Source organism: Micromonospora sp. WMMA1363, from assembly GCF_030345795.1.
Classification (GTDB): Bacteria; Actinomycetota; Actinomycetes; order Mycobacteriales; family Micromonosporaceae; genus Micromonospora.
In genome coordinates this window covers 3,370,072-3,388,255 of sequence record NZ_JAUALB010000001.1, presented here as the reverse complement: position 1 = coordinate 3,388,255, position 18,184 = coordinate 3,370,072, and the positions used below count along the sequence as shown (strand labels likewise).

At 73.7% G+C, this 18,184-nt stretch carries 13 protein-coding genes and 1 pseudogene; 9 read left to right on the top strand and 5 right to left on the bottom strand.

Going from position 1 to position 18,184, the window contains the following annotated elements; translation table 11 throughout:
* Window positions 1–23 precede the first annotated feature (23 nt).
* Window positions 24–686, top strand: coding sequence for an HAD family hydrolase (locus QTQ03_RS15645; RefSeq protein WP_289278680.1), 663 nt, complete (start codon window positions 24–26; stop codon window positions 684–686).
* 74 nt (window positions 687–760) lie between these two features.
* Here QTQ03_RS15645 and QTQ03_RS15640 read toward each other — a convergent pair whose 3' ends face one another.
* Entirely contained in the window at window positions 761–1,402 is a 642-nt protein-coding gene (locus QTQ03_RS15640) for a response regulator (protein WP_289280848.1), read from the bottom strand.
* Window positions 1,403–1,541: 139 nt separating this feature from the next.
* Window positions 1,542–2,846 carry a sensor histidine kinase gene (locus QTQ03_RS15635; protein ID WP_289278679.1) on the bottom strand — a complete coding sequence of 435 codons (1,305 nt, stop codon included), beginning with the start codon at window positions 2,844–2,846 and terminating at the stop codon, window positions 1,542–1,544.
* A 365-nt stretch (window positions 2,847–3,211) separates the two neighbouring features.
* On the opposite strand from QTQ03_RS15635, the gene QTQ03_RS15630 reads away from it, so the two are divergent.
* From QTQ03_RS15630 to hemB, 6 genes and pseudogenes are all read left to right on the top strand, one after another.
* Window positions 3,212–3,979 carry a redox-sensing transcriptional repressor Rex gene (locus QTQ03_RS15630; protein WP_289278678.1) on the top strand — a complete coding sequence of 256 codons (768 nt, stop codon included), beginning with the start codon at window positions 3,212–3,214 and terminating at the stop codon, window positions 3,977–3,979.
* The gene (locus QTQ03_RS15625) at window positions 3,976–5,346 is read left to right on the top strand and encodes a glutamyl-tRNA reductase (protein ID WP_289278677.1); all 1,371 of its coding nucleotides are present in this window, start codon (window positions 3,976–3,978) and stop codon (window positions 5,344–5,346) included. Before QTQ03_RS15630 ends, QTQ03_RS15625 begins: the two co-directional genes overlap by 4 nt.
* Window positions 5,343–6,311 (top strand): hydroxymethylbilane synthase, encoded by a 969-nt coding sequence (gene hemC / locus QTQ03_RS15620; protein ID WP_289278676.1) that lies wholly within the window; start codon window positions 5,343–5,345, stop codon window positions 6,309–6,311. The genes QTQ03_RS15625 and hemC overlap by 4 nt, the downstream gene beginning before the upstream one ends.
* Window positions 6,308–6,873: pseudogene (locus QTQ03_RS30335) on the top strand (SAM-dependent methyltransferase); the annotation flags it as partial. The gene hemC and the pseudogene QTQ03_RS30335, both read left to right, overlap by 4 nt.
* Complete coding sequence (locus QTQ03_RS15615; RefSeq protein WP_353890633.1) at window positions 6,856–7,887, top strand: uroporphyrinogen-III synthase; 1,032 nt, start codon at window positions 6,856–6,858, stop codon at window positions 7,885–7,887. The pseudogene QTQ03_RS30335 and the gene QTQ03_RS15615, both read left to right, overlap by 18 nt.
* Window positions 7,888–7,900: 13 nt before the next feature.
* On the top strand, window positions 7,901–8,884 hold the full coding sequence (hemB, locus tag QTQ03_RS15610; protein WP_289278675.1) for a porphobilinogen synthase: 984 nt from the start codon (window positions 7,901–7,903) through the stop codon (window positions 8,882–8,884).
* 177 nt (window positions 8,885–9,061) lie between these two features.
* On the opposite strand, the gene QTQ03_RS15605 is transcribed toward hemB, so the two are convergent.
* The 3 genes from QTQ03_RS15605 to QTQ03_RS15595 all read right to left on the bottom strand — a co-directional run bounded on the left by QTQ03_RS15605 (window position 9,062) and on the right by QTQ03_RS15595 (window position 14,789).
* Window positions 9,062–12,343: a lamin tail domain-containing protein gene (locus QTQ03_RS15605; RefSeq protein ID WP_289278674.1), complete on the bottom strand. Its 3,282-nt coding sequence runs from the start codon at window positions 12,341–12,343 to the stop codon at window positions 9,062–9,064.
* 94 nt (window positions 12,344–12,437) lie between these two features.
* Window positions 12,438–13,454: a GNAT family N-acetyltransferase gene (locus QTQ03_RS15600; protein WP_289280847.1), complete on the bottom strand. Its 1,017-nt coding sequence runs from the start codon at window positions 13,452–13,454 to the stop codon at window positions 12,438–12,440.
* A 72-nt stretch (window positions 13,455–13,526) separates the two neighbouring features.
* The gene (locus QTQ03_RS15595) at window positions 13,527–14,789 is read right to left on the bottom strand and encodes a lytic murein transglycosylase (protein WP_289278673.1); all 1,263 of its coding nucleotides are present in this window, start codon (window positions 14,787–14,789) and stop codon (window positions 13,527–13,529) included.
* Window positions 14,790–14,845: 56 nt separating this feature from the next.
* Here QTQ03_RS15595 and QTQ03_RS15590 point away from each other — a divergent pair, with 56 nt between their 5' ends.
* On the top strand, window positions 14,846–15,055 hold the full coding sequence (locus QTQ03_RS15590; protein WP_289278672.1) for an FmdB family zinc ribbon protein: 210 nt from the start codon (window positions 14,846–14,848) through the stop codon (window positions 15,053–15,055).
* 154 nt (window positions 15,056–15,209) lie between these two features.
* Entirely contained in the window at window positions 15,210–18,038 is a 2,829-nt protein-coding gene (locus QTQ03_RS15585; RefSeq protein ID WP_289278671.1) for an ATP-binding protein, read from the top strand.
* Window positions 18,039–18,184 lie beyond the last annotated feature (146 nt).

Below are 18,184 nucleotides of genomic sequence, written 5' to 3'. Positions count from 1 at the left end.
CCGCCGACCGGTAGGGTGCGGCGATGACCCCCGCGCACCCGCACCTGGTGTGGGACTGGAACGGCACTCTGCTCAACGACCTGGACCTGGTCGTCTCGTCCACCAACGCGGCCTTCGCCAGTGTCGGTGGGCCACGGATCACCGCCGACGAGCACCGGGTCCGGTTCCGCCGGCCGATCGCGGACTACTACGCGGAGGTGCTCGGGCAGGCGGTCGACGACGAGGCGTTCGGGCGGCTCGACCGAATCTTCCACGACGCGTACCGGGACGGGCTGACCACCTGCGTGTTGGCGCACGACGCGGTGGCGGCGATGTCGTCCTGGCCGGGCGGGCAGTCGCTGTTGTCGATGTGGTTCCACGACGAACTGGTGCCGGCCGTGGACACGCACGGGTTGACAAGTCGCTTCCTGCGGATCGACGGGCTGCGGGCGACGATCGGTGGGGACCGCAAGGCCGCGTCGCTGACCGAACACCTGGCTGAGCTGAGGATGGACGGCCGGGACGTGGTGCTGATCGGCGACTCGCTCGACGACGCCGACGCCGCGTTGTCGGTCGGCGGTCGCGCGGTCCTCTACACCGGCGGCTTCACCGACCCCACCCGTCTGAAGGCCTCCGGCCACCCGGTGGCCGACACCCTCACCGAGGCGGTGGCCCTGGCCGGCGTGCTCGGCACCGCCTCATTCTGATCACGAATATCCGGCGGTTGCGGCGACCCGACGCGTCCGAGAACGTCGTGACCAGAGAGGTCTCGGGTGGGGCGTCAGGTGCGGAGGTAGGTCAGGACAGCGCGGACCCGGCGGTGTTGTTCCGTGTCCGGGGGCAGGTCGAGTTTGGTGAAGATGTTGCGGACGTGTTTTTCCACCGCACCGTCCGTTACCACCAGGGTGCGGGCGATCGCGGTGTTGGAGTGGCCCTCGGCCATCAGGCCGAGCACCTCGCGCTCGCGCGGGGTCAGGCCGCGCAGCGGGTCGTCGCGGCGCCGGCGGGCGAACAGCTGAGAGATCACCTCGGGGTCGAGGACGGTGCCGCCGGCCGCCACCCGATCCAGCGCGTCCAGGAACTCGCCGATCGCGGCCACCCGGTCCTTGAGCAGGTAGCCGATTCCGGACCCGGTGGCGAGTAGGTCGTCGGCGTACGACACCTCGACGTACTGGGACAGCACCAGGATGGGGGTCCGGGGCACCAGCCGACGGGCCTCCACCGAGGCCCGCAACCCCTCGTCGGTGTGCGACGGAGGCATCCGGACGTCGACGATCGACGCGTCCGGACGGTGGGCTGCCACCGCCGCCACCAGCGCGGGGCCGTCGCCGACGGCGGCCACCACCTGGTGGTCGCGTTCGGTGAGCAGCCGGACCAGCCCTTCCCGGAGCAGGACGGCGTCGTCGGCGATGACGATTCGCATGGACGTGTTGTCTACCACGGAGACCTCGTTCCCGCGGGACCTCGCCCGGTCGTTCGGTGCCCGGTTGGCCGGTCGGCCGGTTGGCCTGGACGTCGCGGTGTCCGGTTGGCCCGGCGCGGACCGGCCCGGCCGTCGCTGGTCACCGAGGAAGCTCCGCGCGTACCTCGGTGGGGCCACCGGCTGGGCTCGTCACGGCGAGCCGGCCGCCGGCCGCCCGGACCCGGTCGGCTATGCCGGCCAGCCCGTGGCCCTTGGCCAGGTGCGCGCCGCCCTGACCGTCGTCGGTGACGTCGACCCGCAGCAGCGGTCCGTCCCGTTCCACGGTGACCCGGCACTCGGCGGCCCGGCTGTGCTTCGCCACGTTGGCCAGCGCCTCGGCGACGACGAAGTACGCCGTGCTCTCCACCGCCGGGTCGAGCCGCCCCTCCGGCACCCCGAGTGCCGGATCGACCCGCAGTTCGATGGGGATCAGCCCTCGCCCCGCCAGCGCGGCGAGGGCGCTGGGCAGGCCCCGGTCGACGAGGACGGGCGGGGCGATGCCCCGGGACAGGGCACGCAGCTCGGCGAGGGTGTCCCGGGTCTGGCCGACGGCCTCGTCCAGCGTCCGGCGGGCCTCGTTCGGGTCGGCGGCGAGCTGCTCGCGCGCCCGGCTGAGGTCCATCGCGAGCCGGACCAGGCGCTGCTGCGGCCCGTCGTGGATGTCGCGTTCCAGCCGGCGCAGCGCGCTGGCCTCCGCCGACACGGCCGCGCGCCGCTGCTCCTCCAGCGTGCTGATCCGGTTGCGCATCTCGGCCACGCCGGTCAGCAGGGAACGGGCCAGTCCGGCCTGCAGCCGGGCACAACCACGGGCCACCAACGGCAGGGTGAACAGACAGAACACGCCGATGGCGGTGTTCAGGATCACCCGGCCGGCGGTCCCGTCGCCCATTCCGAGGAGCTGGCTCAGGTCCTGGTTGTCCGGGCTGTGCGGGATCATCCGGTCGTACGCCGCGTAGCTGGTGCCGGCGATACCCGCCACCCACCAGACGACCAGCACCGAGAAAGTCGGCAGGGCCACCAACAGCTTGCCGAGGGCGTGCAGCAGATCGAGCCACGACTGCGGGTCACGCATCGGCACGAGGACCCGGCGCCAGAACCGCGCGTCGGGGGCGGGTACCAGGTAGTCGGGGCGGACCCGGGGCTGGTGCAGCACGGCGGGGAGCCGGTGCCGCTCGACGTCGGCCAGGGCCCGTGCCGCGTACAGCGTACCGGCGAGCACCGGTAGACCGAGCGTGGTGACCAGCAGGGCGGCGGCGAGTGGGATCCCCACCACCGCCAGCACGAAGCCGACCAGTGCGAGCGGCAGACCGATCAGCACGTAGCCCGAGTCGCGGATGAGCTGTCGGACGAGGCTGTGCACGGGGCTGGCGGGGGGTGGCGCGGTGGTCGTTGGTGCGGTGGCCATGCGGTGAGGCTATGGGCCGATCCTCGTCCGGCCCATCCCGTACGCCGGTCTCCGGATGGTGGTGCTGGCCATACCCCTCGGCCGGGCACGCGACGCGCCCAAGCGTGATTGGTCAGAGAAGTCGTAATTGAGCCATAATCGCCGAGCGGCGCCGGCGGTGGTGGCCGGATCGATCTTGCGGAATGGAGGGCCTGGTGAAGCCGCGTCGTGGGCGACCAAGATCGCGATTTGTGCGTGTCTTCACAAGCGCCTACCCTGTAGTTCCGACGCGCCCTGCTAGCACAGCCGGCAACCTCGGTCGCCAGCGGGAGTCCCGAAGTGGCCGACCGGCGGAGTTGGCCCAGGATCGCACCGCACGGAGTCGCATGAGTCAGCACCGCCCCGGCGCGCCCGAACGCCCCGGCGCCGTTCCCGCGCTGCCGGACCTGCCCGAGGCGACGGTCGCACGGCTCCCCGAGTATCTCCGTGCCCTGCACAACCTGGCCGAAACCGGCCACGAGACGGTGTCGAGCGAGGGGCTGGCCAGCGCCGCCGGAGTGAATTCCGCCAAGCTCCGCAAGGACCTGTCACACCTGGGCTCGTACGGCACCCGAGGCGTCGGCTACGACGTGGCCCTGCTGATCGACCAGATCGAGTACGTGCTCGGGCTCACCCAGCGCCGGTCGGTCGCGCTGGTCGGTGTGGGTAATCTCGGTCACGCCCTGGCCGGGTACGACGGTTTCGCCACCCGTGGCTTCCGCATCGCCGCGCTCTTCGACGCCGACCCGGCCCGCGTCGGCGAGGAGATCAGTGACCTGGTCGTCCGGCACGTCGACGAGCTACCCCGGATCGCCGCCGAGGAGTCGATCGCGATCGGCGTGATCGCCACCCCGGCCGGCGCCGCGCAGCGGGTCGCCGATCAACTGGTCGCGGCCGGTGTGACGAGCATCCTGAACTTCGCGCCGTGCGTACTCTCGGTTCCGGACGGGGTCGACGTGCGCAAGGTCGACCTCGCCGTCGAGCTGCAGATCCTGTCCTTCCACGAGCATCGCAAGGCGTCCCTGACCGCGCTCCCCGCCACGGGCGGGTCCACCCTCACCGCCCTTTCCGGCGCGCTCGCCGTCACCGACCCACAGGAGGCGATCGGCACGTGAAGCTCCTCGTCGTTGGCGCGTCCTACCGCACCGCCCCGGTCGCCGCACTGGAACAACTCGCGGTCGCGCCCGCCGAACTCACCCGCACCCTGGACCGCTTGGTCGCGCAGCCGTACGTCACCGAGGCGGTACTCGTCTCCACCTGCAACCGGGTGGAGGTCTACGCCGCGGTGTCCGGCTTCCACGGCGGCCTCGGCGACATCTGCGCCGTCCTGGCCGAGCAGGCCGGCTGTCCGCCCGCGGCGCTCGCCAACCACCTCTACGTCCACTTCGACGCTGCCGCCGTCGACCACGTCTTCCGGGTTGCGGCCGGCCTGGACTCGATGGTCGTGGGCGAGGCGCAGATCCTCGGCCAGCTCCGGGACGCGTACCACTGGGCCTCCGGCGCCGACACCGTCGGGCGGTTGCTGCACGAGCTGATGCAGCAGGCACTGCGGGTGGGTAAGCGCGCTCACTCCGAGACCGGCATCGACCGGGCCGGGCAGAGCGTGGTCACCGCTGCGCTCGACCTCGCCGCCGAACTGCTCGACGGCGATCTGACCGGCCGCCCGGCGCTGGTCGTCGGGGCGGGGGCCATGGGCTCACTGGGCGTGGCGACCCTCTCCCGGCTGGGCGCCGGGCCGGTCACCGTGACCAACCGGGGCGCCGACCGGGCGGTGCGGCTGGCCGAGTCGTACGGCGCCGCCGCCGCGCCGATGGCCGCGCTGACCGCAACACTCTGCACAGTGGACATCGTAGTGGCCGCCACCGCCGCCACGGAGTCGGTCCTCACCCGCGAGGTGGTGTCCCAGGCGCTCGCCGACCGGGATCCGGCCCGCGGCCCACTGGTCCTGCTCGATCTGGCCGTGCCGCGCGACGTCGGGCCCGGCGTCGCCGAGCTGTCCGGCGTCGAGGTGATCGACATCGACCGGATGGCGGCCATGCTCGCCGACGGTCCGGCCGCCACCGACGCCGCCGCCGTGGAGCGGATCGTCGTCGGCGAGGTCGACACCTTCCTCACCTGGCTGCGGGGCACCGACGTCGCACCGACCGTGGCCGCCCTCCGGGGCCGCGCCGACGACGTGGTCGGCGCCGAGCTGCGCCGACTCGCCCAGCGTCGTCCCGACCTCACCGACGAGCAACGGTCCGAGGTGGCCCGGACGGTGCACCGTGTCGTCCAGCGCCTGCTGCACCAGCCGACCGTGCGGGTCCGCCAGCTCGCCGCCGAGCCCGGTGGCGACCAGTACGCGGCACTGCTGCGCGAGCTGTTCGACCTCCAGGTACCGCAGACCTCACCGGTCGACACCGTTCCCGACGTGATGGCACCCGAGGCCGTCCCGCCGCTCGACGGCGCCACCGACGCGCCACCCACCGGAGGTGAGCGATGAGCATCCCCCTACGCCTCGGCACCCGGGGCAGCGCCCTGGCGATGGCACAGTCCGGGCACGTTGCCGAGGCGCTGACCGCCGCCACCGGGCGCCCGGTGGAATTGGTCGAGGTGGTCACCGCCGGGGACCGCTCGTCGGCCCCCGTCCACCGGCTCGGCGTCGGCGTGTTCGTGTCGGCGCTGCGCGACGCGCTGGCTGCCCGCACCATCGACGTCGCCGTGCACTCCTACAAGGATCTGCCCACGGCGGCGGCCCCTGGCCTGCACGTCGCGGCGGTCCCGCCCCGGCAGGACCCGCGCGACGCACTCGTCGCCCGGGACGGCCGTACGCTCGCCGAGCTGCCGCCCGGCGCACGGATCGGCACCGGCGCGCTGCGGCGGATCGCCCAGCTGCACGCGCTCGGGTTGCAGCTGGACGTGCAGCCGATCCGGGGCAATGTCGACACCCGTCTGGCGCGGGTACTCGGGCCCGAGGCCGACCTGGACGCCGTGGTCCTGGCCCGGGCGGGGCTGGCCCGGCTGGGCCGGACCGACGTGATCACCGAAACGCTCGATCCGATGTTGATGCTGCCGGCGCCCGCACAGGGGGCGTTGGCCGTGGAGTGCCGGGTCGACGACCCGGACCTGGTGGAGCTGCTCGCGGTGCTCGACCACGCACCGTCCCGCGCCGCGGTCGTCGCGGAGCGGGCGCTGCTGGCCACCCTGGAGGCCGGGTGCAGCGCACCGGTCGCCGCCTACGCCGAACTCGCCGAGGGCGACGCCGGTGAAGAGATCTACCTGCGCGGGGCGGTGACCAGCCCGGATGGCACCCGTGACCTCCGACTGTCCCGCACCGGAACGCCCGCCGACGTGGTGGAGATCGGTAAGGCACTGGCCGCCGACCTCCTCGACCTCGGCGCCGACTCGATCCTCGGCCAGGAAGGACACCCCGGACCGGGGACCCAGCAATTTGGGAGCACAGAATGACCCGCACCCGTATGCCCGTAGGCCGTATCGCGTTCGTCGGGGCCGGTCCCGGCGATCCGGGCCTGCTGACCCGCCGGGCGCACGACGCCCTGGTCGACGCCGACCAGGTGGTGTACGACGGGGGGTTCCCCAGTCGCTGCTCGACGTCGTCCGTGCCGAGGCGAAGGAGGACGCCCAGTTCACCCCGGCCGAGGGCGCGCCGGGAGACGTGGCGAAGGTGCTCATCTCGGCGGCGCGTTCCGGGTTGAACGCGGTGCACCTGGTCGCCGGTGACCCGTTCGGCCACGACTCCGTGGTCAAGGAGGTGCAGGCGGTCGCGCGTACCGCCGCGCACTTCGAGGTGGTCCCGGGCGTGGGGCAGGCCGAGGGCGTGGCCACCTACGCGGGCGTGCCGCTGCCGGGCGTACGCACGGCGGCCGACGTCGAAGACGTCACCACGCTGGACTTCGAGGCGCTGGCCGCCGTCGTCGCCCGGGGACCGCTGGCGCTGGCGGTGGACGCCGGCGACCTCGCCGTGCTCCGGGACGGGCTGCTCGCCGCCGGGATGGACGGCGCCACCGCTGTCGCGGTGACCGGCGACGGCACCGGCGAGACCCAGTACACCACCACGTCAACCGTCGACTCGTTCGTCGCGGCGGCGCTCGGGTTCACCGGCCGGGTCGTGCTCACCGTCGGTGACGGCGTCCCCCAGCGGGACAAGCTCAGCTGGTGGGAGAACCGCCCGCTGTACGGCTGGAAGGTGCTCGTCCCCCGGACCAAGGAGCAGGCCGGCGCGATGAGCGCGCGGCTGCGGGCATACGGGGCGATCCCGTGTGAGGTGCCGACGATCGCGGTCGAGCCGCCGCGCACCCCCGCCCAGATGGAGCGGGCGGTCAAGGGCCTGGTCGACGGACGGTACGCCTGGGTTATCTTCACCTCGGTGAACGCGGTCCGGGCGGTGTGGGAGAAGTTCGCGGAGCATGGCCTCGACGCCCGACACTTCGGTGGCGTCAAGATCGCCTGCATCGGCGAGGCAACCGCCGACGCCGTCCGAGCGTTCGGCATCCAGCCGGAGTTGATCCCGTCCGGGGAGCAGTCCTCGGAGGGGCTGCTCGCCGAGTTCTCACCGCACGACGAGGTGCTCGACCCGGTCGGCCGGGTGCTGTTGCCGCGGGCCGACATCGCCACCGAGACGCTCGCCGCCGGGCTCACCGAGCGGGGCTGGGAGGTCGACGACGTGACGGCGTACCGGACGGTCCGGGCGGCGCCGCCGCCGGCCGAGATCCGCGACGCCATCAAGTCGGGCGGGTTCGACGCGGTGCTCTTCACCTCGTCGTCCACGGTCCGGAACCTGGTCGGTATCGCTGGGAAGCCGCACGCGCGTACCGTTGTTGCAGTCATCGGGCCCAAGACGGCGGAGACCGCCACCGAGTTCGGCCTGCGGGTCGACGTGCAGCCGCCGCACGCCTCGGTCCCCGACCTGGTGGAGGCGCTGGCCGCCTACGCCGTCGAGCTGCGGGAGAAGCTCGCCGCCATGCCGGCGAAGCAGCGCCGCGGCTCGAAGGTGCAGGGGCCGACCGCCCTGAGGTTCCGCTGAGCAGGAGGCTCCCGTGCCGTATCCCGAGATCCGGCCCCGCCGGCTGCGCCGCAACGCCGCCGTGCGGCGGCTGGTCTCCGAGACACGCGTCGACCCGGCCGAGCTGGTCGTGCCGATGTTCGTCAAGGAGGGGCTGACCGAGCCGCGCGCCGTGGCGTCGCTCCCGGGGGTGCTCCAGCACTCCCGGGACTCGCTGCGAAAGGCCGCGGCCGAGGCGGTCCAGGCCGGGGTCGGTGGGATCATGCTCTTCGGCGTGCCGGAGTCGCGGGACGAGCGCGGCTCGGGCGGAACCGACCCGAACGGCATCCTCAACGTCGCCATTCGGGACGTGACGTCCGAGGTGGGCGACGCCACCGTGGTGATGAGCGACCTCTGCCTGGACGAGTTCACCTCGCACGGGCATTGCGGCCTGCTCGCCCCGGACGGCACGGTGGACAACGACGGCACGCTCGCCGCGTACGCCGAGATGGCGGTGGCGCAGGCCGAAGCCGGGGTCGGCATGGTCGGCCCGTCCGGGATGATGGACGGCCAGGTCGGCGTGGTCCGGCGGGCCCTCGACGCCGCCGGCCACCAGGACGTGGCCGTCCTGGCGTACGCGGCGAAGTATGCCTCCGCCTTCTACGGCCCCTTCCGGGACGCCGTCGAGTCGGCGCTGGAAGGGGACCGCCGCACCTACCAGCAGGACCCGGCGAACCTGCGGGAGTCGCTCCGCGAGGTCGAGCTGGACGTCGCCGAGGGGGCCGACATCGTGATGGTCAAACCGGCGCTGCCGTACCTCGACCTGGTGTCGGCGGTCCGGGCCGCGGTGGACGTCCCGGTCGCCGCGTACCAGGTCTCCGGCGAGTACGCGATGGTCGAGGCGGCCGCCGCGAACGGCTGGATCGACCGCGAGCGGGTGATGCTGGAGACGCTCACCTCGATCCGCCGCGCCGGCGCGCAGATCATCCTCACCTACTGGGCGGTCGAGGCCGCCCGACTGCTCCGCCAGCGCTACTGACATCGCCAGCCGGCCGGCCCGTGCTGGTCCGTCGGCTGGCCCGCGCTGGGGCGGCGGCCGGCCCGCGCCGGTCGAAGCGGAGCAACGTCGGTGGGGCAGGTGGGGGGCCACCGGCACGGCTGACGGCCCGCCGGCCAGGCGGGGCCTGGCCGACGGGCCGTCGCGGAGCGGACGAGGTCAGTCGTCGTTGACGATGGTGCCGGTGCCGAGCGGGTCGGCGAGGCGGAGCCCCGGCACGCCGGCCACCAGCAGCGTCACCCTTTCGTCGGCCTCCCGCTTGCGGTCACCGCGCACGGTCACCGCAAAGGTGAGGGTCGTCTGGCCGGCCGCCAGGCGCTGGCAGCCGACGTACGGCCGGTAGTCGGAGCCGGCCCGAGCCGTCGTGCCGTAGCTGGCGGCGCAGACCAGGACCGGCTGGGACAACGGCCGGGAGACGGTGACCGGGAAGGCGAGCTGGGTGGTGCCCCGATCGCCCTCGACCACCGACGCGTCCGCCACCGCCAGCGACGCGCGGGAACGGAACCGGGCCACCTGCGGATCGTGGTCGCTGGAGCCGCGGGTGCCGTCCCCGGCATGCTCGGCCGGCCAGTCGGCGTTGATGTGCGCGGCCCGCATTCGCACCAGGTCGCCGTGCAGCGCCTCGTTCACGAAGAGGTGGTCCAGGGTCTGCGCCTGCCCCTCGAAGCTGTACGAGTACGCGGACGACGGCGCGTCGGCGAGCAGGTCCTCCCAGAGGTTGCGTAGTCCGGCGTCGTACAGCGGGCCGAGTTGGTCGGAGGGGGTGGGGTCGGCGGCAGTGGCGATCGGGTCGTCGGGGCGGGGGAAGACGTTCAGGTCCCCGCCGTACACCACCCGTGCGTGCGGGTCCGCCGCCTCGATCGCGGTGACGATCGCCGCCCCGTACGCGGCCTGCTCCCGGCGCTGTCCGACGCGGCGGTCCGGGCCGGACGAGTAGTGGTTGCTCGCCGCCCACACGGTGAACCGTTCCCTCGAACCGGGCGCGGCGGCCACCGTGAACCTGCCGAGCTGCGGCGCCCGGGTGAAGACGTTGTCACCGTCCTTGCCGGTGGAGGTGTCGACGTCCGCCGGCAGCAGCGCGTTGAGCGCCTTCGGGTTTTGCACGTCCGCGTTGGACGGCAGCCCCGCCGACCGGTACTCGACGGCCGGCGACGAGCCCAGCAGCGGGTCGTCGGCGGTCGCCTTGGCCAGCGCGACCCGGTCGGTGCGGTACAGGAACGCCGACGTGATGCCCCGGGCGTCCGCGCCGGTGCGGTCGTAGGCGGCCAGGTATGCCGGGCCGCCGTTCGCCGCGATGGTCAGCGCCAGCTCCTGGAGGGTGTCCGGGGCGCCGTCGGCGTCGTCCGTGGCACCGCAGACCAGCGCCGTGCCGTCGACGGTGCAGATGTCCTGGTCCTCTGCCTCCTGGACGAGGATCAGGTCGGGCGAGTGCAGGTCGGTGGTGATCTGGTCGGCGAGCGCGGTCAGCTGCTCCTGGTACTCCTGCTCGCTGCCCGGCACGTAGTTGAACGGCGGGCGGACCCCGGCGCAGCCGGCGTTGCCGGCGAAGTCGCAGCCGTCGAACGGGTCGTCGCGGAAGTCGTACAGGTTTTCCACGTTGTAGGTCGCGACCGCGAACTCCGTCGACCGCTTCGCCGGCTGCGGCGGGTGGTTCTTCGCCGGGTCGGCTCCGCCGGCGAAGGTGGCGGCCTCGACCTGGACGCCGTACTTCGCGTAGGAGTAGTACAGGCCACCCACCGCGTCGCCGGTCAGGGTGTCGAAGGTGCGCGCCGGCGGCAGCAGCGCCGTGTTGTCACCGGCCGCGGCCTTGACGCCCATGCTGCCCAACATGATCCGCTGGCCGTTGCCGTCGTCGAAGGTGCGGGTCGGGTCGTTGTCCAGCGGGTGCGCGTCGCGGAACACCCGCCGGGCGTACCGGTCGGCGCGGTCGAGCAGCGGGTCGTCCCGGTCGACGACCCAGGTCTCGGCGTCGGCCGTGGAGGCGAAGACGTTCCGTCCGCTGACCGCGGCGCTGCCCGAGCGGATCCGGAGCCGGGCCCCCTCGTGCCGCTCCCAGAAGCGCTGCGCGTCCGCCAGATCGGCCGGCGGGACCGCGTCGGTCACCGCCACCACGCTGTCCACGTCGAGACCGGTGGCGAGCCTGCGGACCAGCGAGGCGCTGGAGAGCTGGGTCATGTTGTAGTACTCGGAGACCCGGGCGCGGAGCACCACCTCGTCCCCGACGGTGGGTACGTAGCCGCCGATCAGCGACGTGAACGAGCCCATGAAGACGAAGATGCCGTCGGAACTGGTCGGGTCGCCGTCGGCGGCGTCGGCGCGGCTCTGCAGGAAGAAGCCGTGCTGGTCCCGGCCCGACGAGTCCCGGGCCAGAGTGCGTTGGGTGATCACGCCGCGGACGTCGTACAGCGTGCCACTCGTGCCGTTGCCGCTGGCCGGTGCGAGCGGGGAACGGTCAGCCGGGCCGGACTCGCCGTCGGTGGTCGGGCCCTGTACCTCGCCGACGGCCAACTCCCTGGCCACCTGCACCGCCAACGCGCAGGTGGCGGTGGCGCCGTCCGCGTCGGTCGCGGTCAGCACCACGGTGTACGCCCCGGCGGCCAGGTCGGCGCTGGCGGTGACCGTCGCCCGCGCGGTGCCGCCGACCGCATCGGCCGGGGTGACGGCCGTACGGCTGATCGAGCCGGTGTCCGGTGCCGGGGTGACGGACGTGACCGCCAGGTCGACGATCCGGTCGTCGGGGTCGGTGGCGGTGACCTCACGGGCCGCCGCGGTGCCGGCCGGGGTGACCAGGGCGGCGCCGCAGGTGACGGTGGCCGGCGCGTCGACCGGGCCGCCCCCGTCGACGGTGTGCGCGCCCAGCCCGTCGACGGTGTCGACCGCAAAGCCCGCCCACTGGGTGGCCGGGTCGAAGGCGTCGGTGGGGTCGGTGTCGCCCGCGGTGACGCCGCCGAGGCGGCGCAGTGTGCTGTTCGCGGTACTGGTCGCCCCGGTGCCCCATTGGGATCCTGGGTCGACGCCCACCTGGCCGATCGAGTCGAGCACACTGTCACCGCGCCGCAGCACGACCGCGTCGTCGCCGTTGAACAGGCCGGCGCCGGTGGTCTGGTCAGCCTGGGCGAGGATCGTGGCGTTCGCCGACGAGTGGGCGAAGACGAAGACGTCGCCGGCCACTACCGTGCCGCCCAGTGCGAAGGTCGTCGGCGAGGTGGAACCGTTGAAGTACACCTGGAGCTGGTAACCGCCGGCGGCCAGGTCTACCGGCGTGCCGGTGCCGTTGAAGAGCTCGATCGCCTTGTTGTTCGACGAGCCTTCGACATACTCCGAAATGAACAGGTCGGTGGGCGCGGCGCTGGCCGCGGTGGGCGCGACGCCGACGGCCGTGACGGTCACGGCGGCGGCGGTGGCGGTCGCGAGCGCGGCGAGGGTGCGGCGCGGGCGCATGGGGCCTCCACGGTGGGTGGACGGGAACCAACGTACGCTAAGACGCGCTGTTGACCGCCGTCCATCCTCGAACGTACGGCCCAGTGAACTTTTCTCAGCGGGTGGGGTCGAGCCGGTGCACCAGGTCGGCCACGTCGACGCTGTACTCGCACCACTCGCGGTCGGGGCGGTACCCCAGCTCGGCGTTCACCTTGAGCATCGCCTCGTTGGCCTGGGCGTTCCAGGTCTGCACCTCGGTGAGCTGCGGCTCGGCCGCGCGCAACTCCTGCAGCATGCGCGCCTTGATCGCCCGGTCGATGCCGTAACCACGGTGGTCCTGGACGACGATCGTGTCGTACTGGTCGGCCCGCGTCGGGTGCTGCGCCGGGACGACCACCTCGGTCAGCCCGGCCACCTCACCGGTCTGCTCGTGCAGCGTGAGCACGATGTACGGCTTCATGCCCCGCCGGTGCAGGCAGTCCAGGCTGTCGCGCAGCCGCTGCGGGTCGTACGAGCTGGGGCGCAGCTCGCCGTCCTCGATGTCGCGGAGCTCTGCCTTGGCCCGCGCGTACGCCTCGATCAGATGGTCGGGTGGCCCGCCGGGGTGGAACTCCAGGTGGTAGCCCGCGCCGACGCCGCCGGCCATCTCGCCCAGTTCCGCCCAGTCCACCGCGGACAGGTCGAGCACGCTGCGGGTCTCGACGTACTCCCGGGCGAAGCCGAGCGCCTGGTAGAAGCCCACAGCCGGCGTGTCGCCGACCACCTCCACGCCGATCGACTGGAATCCCTCCTGGTAGACCCGGCGGGCGGCGGTCAGGACCAGGTGACGGCCGAGGCCACCGCGGCGCGCGGACGGGTGCACCAGCACCTCCAGCACGCCGATGTCGCCGAGTAGCAGCACGTGAATGTGTCCCAGGATCGCCCCCGGGGTGCCGTCGGCGGCCGGCTCGGCCTGCGCGATCCAGGAGAGCCGTCGTTCACCCGGCATCACCTCGGCCAGGTATTCCCGCAGGGAACTCTCCCGCCACGGCGGATCACGCGGAAGGTCGGCCGCGAAGACCGCGTTCAGCGTGTCCAGCAGCGACGCGATCTCGGCGGACGACGCGGTCCTGGGGTCCCACTCGCGCACCATCACCCGTCTAGCTTGCCGCCAACGGCTGCCGGGGGGAAGTGTCCAGTTCTCCAATGTATGCGGACGATCACTTCACGTACGGCTGGCCTGACCGTACTGGTTGGCCTTGTCGAAGACATCCTGCGCGTACCGCCGGACGTCGTTGTACGACAGGATGGCGTTCCACCAGTCACCGGCGATGGTCAGGTTCCGGCCGTTCTTGCACAGGTAGCTCGCGGCGGCCAAAGCGGCGTCGTCGATGTCGTGCGGGTCCTTGCGGCCGTCGTTGTCCGCGTCGGCGCCGACCTCCTGCCAGGTGGTCGGGATGAACTGCATCGGCCCGATCGCCCTGTCGTAGGTCGTGTCCCGGTCGAGCTGCCCGCCGTCGGTGTCGCGGATCAGCATCCGGCCGTCCTGCCCGTCCAGCGGAAGACCGATGATCTCGGGGGCGGCCCGGCCGTCGGGGCCGAGCCGGGCGCCGTTGGCCTGCCCGTGTGCGGACTCGACGTGCCCGATCGCGGCCAGCGTGGTCCAGCTCAGCCCGCAGCTGCGGTTGGTCTGGGCGAGGACCAGCTCGGCGTAGCCGTACGCCTGCACGGCCACCGGGTCGATGCCCACCTTCGGGCCGACCTGGGCGGCCCAGGCGGCGAGGGCGTCGGCGGGCCGGCCGGTGCCGGACGTGGGGACGAGGACCGCACCGCCGGTGGGTGCCGCGACCGAGGGGCCGCCGGGCGGCGGCACGGTGGGGGTGGGCACCGCCGCGCCCGCCCCCAGGGCCGGGTCCACGGCGGTCGCCGGCGCACTGGCGGAGGCGTCGACGGCGACCGGTCGGGAGCTTAGGGCCGCGGGCACCAGCAGGCCGCCGGCCGCGGCGGTCGCGGCGACCAGGAACAGCAGGAAGACGCCGGGCAGGGTCAGCCGGCCGCTCGGGCGCCGCGACCAGTCGCGGGCCGCTCGGGCGGCACCGGCCGCCACCCGCCCCGGCGGCGTGCGTACGGCGTGCGCGAACGGGATCCGCCGTCGCCGGGCTCCCGCTGGCTTGTCGGGGGCGGCCGGGCGGGTCCTGGTCGGTGGGTCGACGCGGGTCGCGGCCGGGTCGTCGTCGGCCCTCGCCGGCCCGTGCCGGTCGTCCGGCTTGTGCCGGTCCTGCGGCTCATCCTGCCGTGCCGGCTGGCCGGTGCTCCGCCTCGGCGCATCGTCGGTGGGTGGCGTCTGCGGTCGCAGCCACGGTCGCCGGGGACGAGGCACCGACATGGCCGGTGCCTCGGGGGCTGCGCCCGACTCCGCGGGCGGCCCGTCGGACGGCGCGGCCGGTCGGAGGGGCCGAAGGGTCGTCGTATCCTTGCCGTCCACCACCCGTCGAGTATCACCCATGCCCCGGACGGCGTCGGGAGCGGTCGTACGCTTGTGTCATGCCCCGGTACGAGTTCCGTTGCCGCGCCTGCGGTGACACCTTCGAGGTCAACCGTCCGATGGCCCGCGCCGCCGAGCCCGCGCCCTGCCCACTGGGGCACGACGACACGGTGAAGCTGCTGTCCACGGTGGCGGTGACCGGCCGCGGTGGCCCGGGTGGGTCGACGCCGAGGGGCGGCGGCTGCTGCGGCGGTGGCTGCGGTTGCTGAGCCGAGCCCCGTCCGGCAGCCCCGGGCCGCCGTGCTTGCCGGCGCGGAGCCGCAGTGGCACGTTGGGGCGGAGCCGGGCCGGCCGTTCTCACGATGCGTAACGGCCTGTGTTCGGGCAGCATGAACCGTACGTCACGGGGCGGAGGTTCCACGCATGTCGCCACGGATCCACCTCCCGACCGGGTGGGTGACCTTCGTCTTCACCGACATCGAGGGCTCGACCAGGCTGGCCCAGTTACTCGGGGCCGACTACCGGCGGGTGCTGTGGGAACATCGGCGGCTGCTGCGCCGGACCATCGCCGCCACCGAGGGCGCCGAGCTGCTCACCGAGGGGGACTCGTTCTTCCTGGCCTTCGGGGACGCGTCCGCCGCGCTGACCGCCTGCCTGACCGCCCAGCGGGCCCTGGCCGGCCACGACTGGCCCGCCGGGGAGGCGGCGCCCCGGGTGCGGATGGGTCTGCACACCGGGTGGGCCGAGCCGCGCGACGGCGAGTACGCGACTCCAGAGGTGCACCGGGCCGCCCGGGTCACCGCCGCCGCTCACGGCGGGCAGGTGCTCTGCTCCGCGACGACCGCGCGGCACGCCGACCCGTTGCCCTCCGGAGCGTCCCTGCTCGACCTGGGCCTGCACCGGCTGCGCGGCTTCGACGGCCGGGAGCGGCTGTTCCAACTGGTCGCCCCGGGCCTGGAGCGGCAGTTTCCACGGCCGCGTACCGCCGACACGGTGACACACAACCTGCCGACCCAGGTCACCTCGTTCGTCGGCCGACAGGACGAACGGGCTGAGCTGCGGCGGCTGGTGGACGGGCACCGGCTGGTCACGGTGCTGGGCGCGGGGGGAGCCGGCAAGACCCGACTCGCCGTGGAACTCGCCGCCGACCTGGTGGAGTCCTATCCGGACGGGGCCTGGTTCGTCGACGTCGCCACCGTCACCGATCCGGGGTTGGTGGCATTCTCCGTAGCCGCCGTGCTGGGCCTCCGCCCGGAGCCCGGTCGCCCGATGGTGGACACCCTGGTGGAGTACGTGGCCGCCCGCCGGATGCTCGTTCTCCTGGACACCTGTGACGCCCAGCCGGCGGCATCGGCCGAGGTGATCTCCCGGCTGCTCGCCGGTGGCACGGGGGTGCGGGTGCTCGCCACCAGCCGGGAGTCGTTCGGGTTGCCCGGTGAGGTGGTGTGGCGGATTCCCCCACTGTCGGTCGACCCGTCCGCCGACGGCGTGGAGAGCGACGCGGTCGCCCTGCTGCTGGATCGGACGGCCGCGGCCCGGGGCGGGCTGCCGCCCGCCCCCGAGGAGTCGGCGGACCTGCGCCGGGTGGTGCGGCGGCTGGACGGCCTGCCGCTCGCCATCGAGCTGGCCGCGGCCCGGCTGCGGGTGCTCTCCGTCGGGCAGCTCGCCGAACGCCTCGACGACGTACTCGGCACCCTCGACGCGGGCCGGGACCACGAGCCGTCGCCGGCCGCCCCCGGGTGGGCAGGCAACCAGCAGGACACCGTGGATCTGGTCGCGGCGGCGGCCGGGGCGAGTCCGCCCAGCCCGGCCGTCCGGGCGGTGCAGCGGTCGGCCGTGGAGCGGCACCTCACCATGCAGGCCACCGTCACCTGGTCATACCGGACGCTCGGGCCGCGCGCCGCCCGCCTGCTGCGCTGGCTGGCGGTCTTCGCCGGGCCGGTGGACCTGCCGACCGTGACCTGGCTGCTCGGGGACGACCCGCTCGACCCGCTGTCGGTGCTGGTGGACAAGTCGATGGTGCTGGCGGAGCCGCACGCCTCCGGCTGCACCTACCGGATGCTCGACCCGATCCGTGCCTACGCGGCCCGACGGCTGGTGCAGGCGGGGGAGGAGCGGGCCGCGCGCAACCGGCACGTGGCCTGGTCCGCCCACGCGCTCCAGCGGGTGCACCTCGGCCCGGAGGGCCAGCCGGTCACCCTCTCGCTGTACGCGCTCGACCCGCTGGCCGGAGAGCTGCGTGCCGCGCTGCGGTGGTGCGCCAACGGCGGCAGTGCCCGGGCGGGGCTCGGCCTGGCCGGCGGGCTGGACGAGTGGTGGCGGGAGCGGGGGTTGGCCCGGGAGGGTCGGCTCTGGTTGTCCCGCCTGTACGGACGCATCGCCGAGACGGGGGAGCGGATCCCGGAGGCGGACCTGGCGGCGGCGTACCACATGCATTCGCTGCACGCCGGCGCCGACGGTGAGTTCGCCGAGGAACTGCGTTTCTCGCAGCGGGCGGAGGAGGCGGCGCGGCAGGCCGGGGACGCCGGCCTGTTGGCCCGGGTCCTGGCCGGTCGGGCTGCTCCGCTGGTCGACATGGGACAGTTCGCCGAGGCCGAGCGGGTGTGCCAGGAGGTGATCGACTGGGCGCACCGGCAGGACGTGTTGGGGGACGCCCTGTTCGCCGTGTTCAGCCTCGCCGACCTGCTCTGGCGGCGGGGCGCGCTGGACGAGGCGGCCGAGTTGCTCGGTGCGGCCCGCCCGGTGGAGGCGGCTCGCCCGGTGGAGCGCGGGCGCCGCTCGGTCGACATGCTGCTGGGTCTGGTCGCGCTGGGCCGAGGGGATCTGATCGCGGCGCACGAGCACCTGTTGGTGGCGTTCCGCTCCCGGATGGCCCACGGTTTCCACGGGCGTGCCTGCGACACGCTGCACGCGATCGCGGTGCGGTGCGCCGCCGGGGGGGACCCGCTGACCGCCGCGCGGCTCTTCGGCGCGGCGCAGGCGACGCGGGCGCGGCTGCGTTCCTCGCCGGGGATCTACGGCGCGTACTGGACGCAGCGGCAGGGGGAGGTCCGCCAGGTGGTGGGCGATGGGGCCTTCGACGGCGCGTACGCCGAGGGCGTGGCGTTGGGGCTGGAGGAGGCGGCGGCGCTGGCGCTCGACGTCGAGCACCCAGACCTGGCGGCGGATTCGACCAGGTTCGTCGTTGGTGCCGCCCGGCCCGCCACCGGCCAGCCCACCGGTGCGTCCGCCACGCACCCGGAGCGCGGCTGAGCAGCGGGCTGTTCCGCCTCGCGCCCGTCCCCGCCGGCCGGTCCAGCCCCTGCCGGCGGACGCGCTCCCGGGCCGGGAACTCTCCGATCGACGCGGGCGGGGGTGGCGGAAAGACGCGGGAGAGGCCGCCGGCAAACCCCGGTGGT

What these genes read in the sequence shown, in the direction of transcription:
- QTQ03_RS15585 (WP_289278671.1), top strand. Translation starts at nt 15,210, where the DNA reads ATGTCGCCACGGATCCACCTCCCGACCGGGTGGGTGACCTTCGTCTTC.
- QTQ03_RS15630 (WP_289278678.1), top strand. Translation starts at nt 3,212, where the DNA reads ATGAGTCAGCACCGCCCCGGCGCGCCCGAACGCCCCGGCGCCGTTCCC.
- hemC (WP_289278676.1), top strand. Translation starts at nt 5,343, where the DNA reads ATGAGCATCCCCCTACGCCTCGGCACCCGGGGCAGCGCCCTGGCGATG.
- QTQ03_RS15640 (WP_289280848.1), bottom strand. Translation starts at nt 1,402, where the DNA reads ATGCGAATCGTCATCGCCGACGACGCCGTCCTGCTCCGGGAAGGGCTG.
- QTQ03_RS15600 (WP_289280847.1), bottom strand. Translation starts at nt 13,454, where the DNA reads ATGGTGCGCGAGTGGGACCCCAGGACCGCGTCGTCCGCCGAGATCGCG.
- QTQ03_RS15645 (WP_289278680.1), top strand. Translation starts at nt 24, where the DNA reads ATGACCCCCGCGCACCCGCACCTGGTGTGGGACTGGAACGGCACTCTG.
- QTQ03_RS15605 (WP_289278674.1), bottom strand. Translation starts at nt 12,343, where the DNA reads ATGCGCCCGCGCCGCACCCTCGCCGCGCTCGCGACCGCCACCGCCGCC.
- QTQ03_RS15635 (WP_289278679.1), bottom strand. Translation starts at nt 2,846, where the DNA reads ATGGCCACCGCACCAACGACCACCGCGCCACCCCCCGCCAGCCCCGTG.
- QTQ03_RS15590 (WP_289278672.1), top strand. Translation starts at nt 14,846, where the DNA reads ATGCCCCGGTACGAGTTCCGTTGCCGCGCCTGCGGTGACACCTTCGAG.
- QTQ03_RS15615 (WP_353890633.1), top strand. Translation starts at nt 6,856, where the DNA reads ATGGACGGCGCCACCGCTGTCGCGGTGACCGGCGACGGCACCGGCGAG.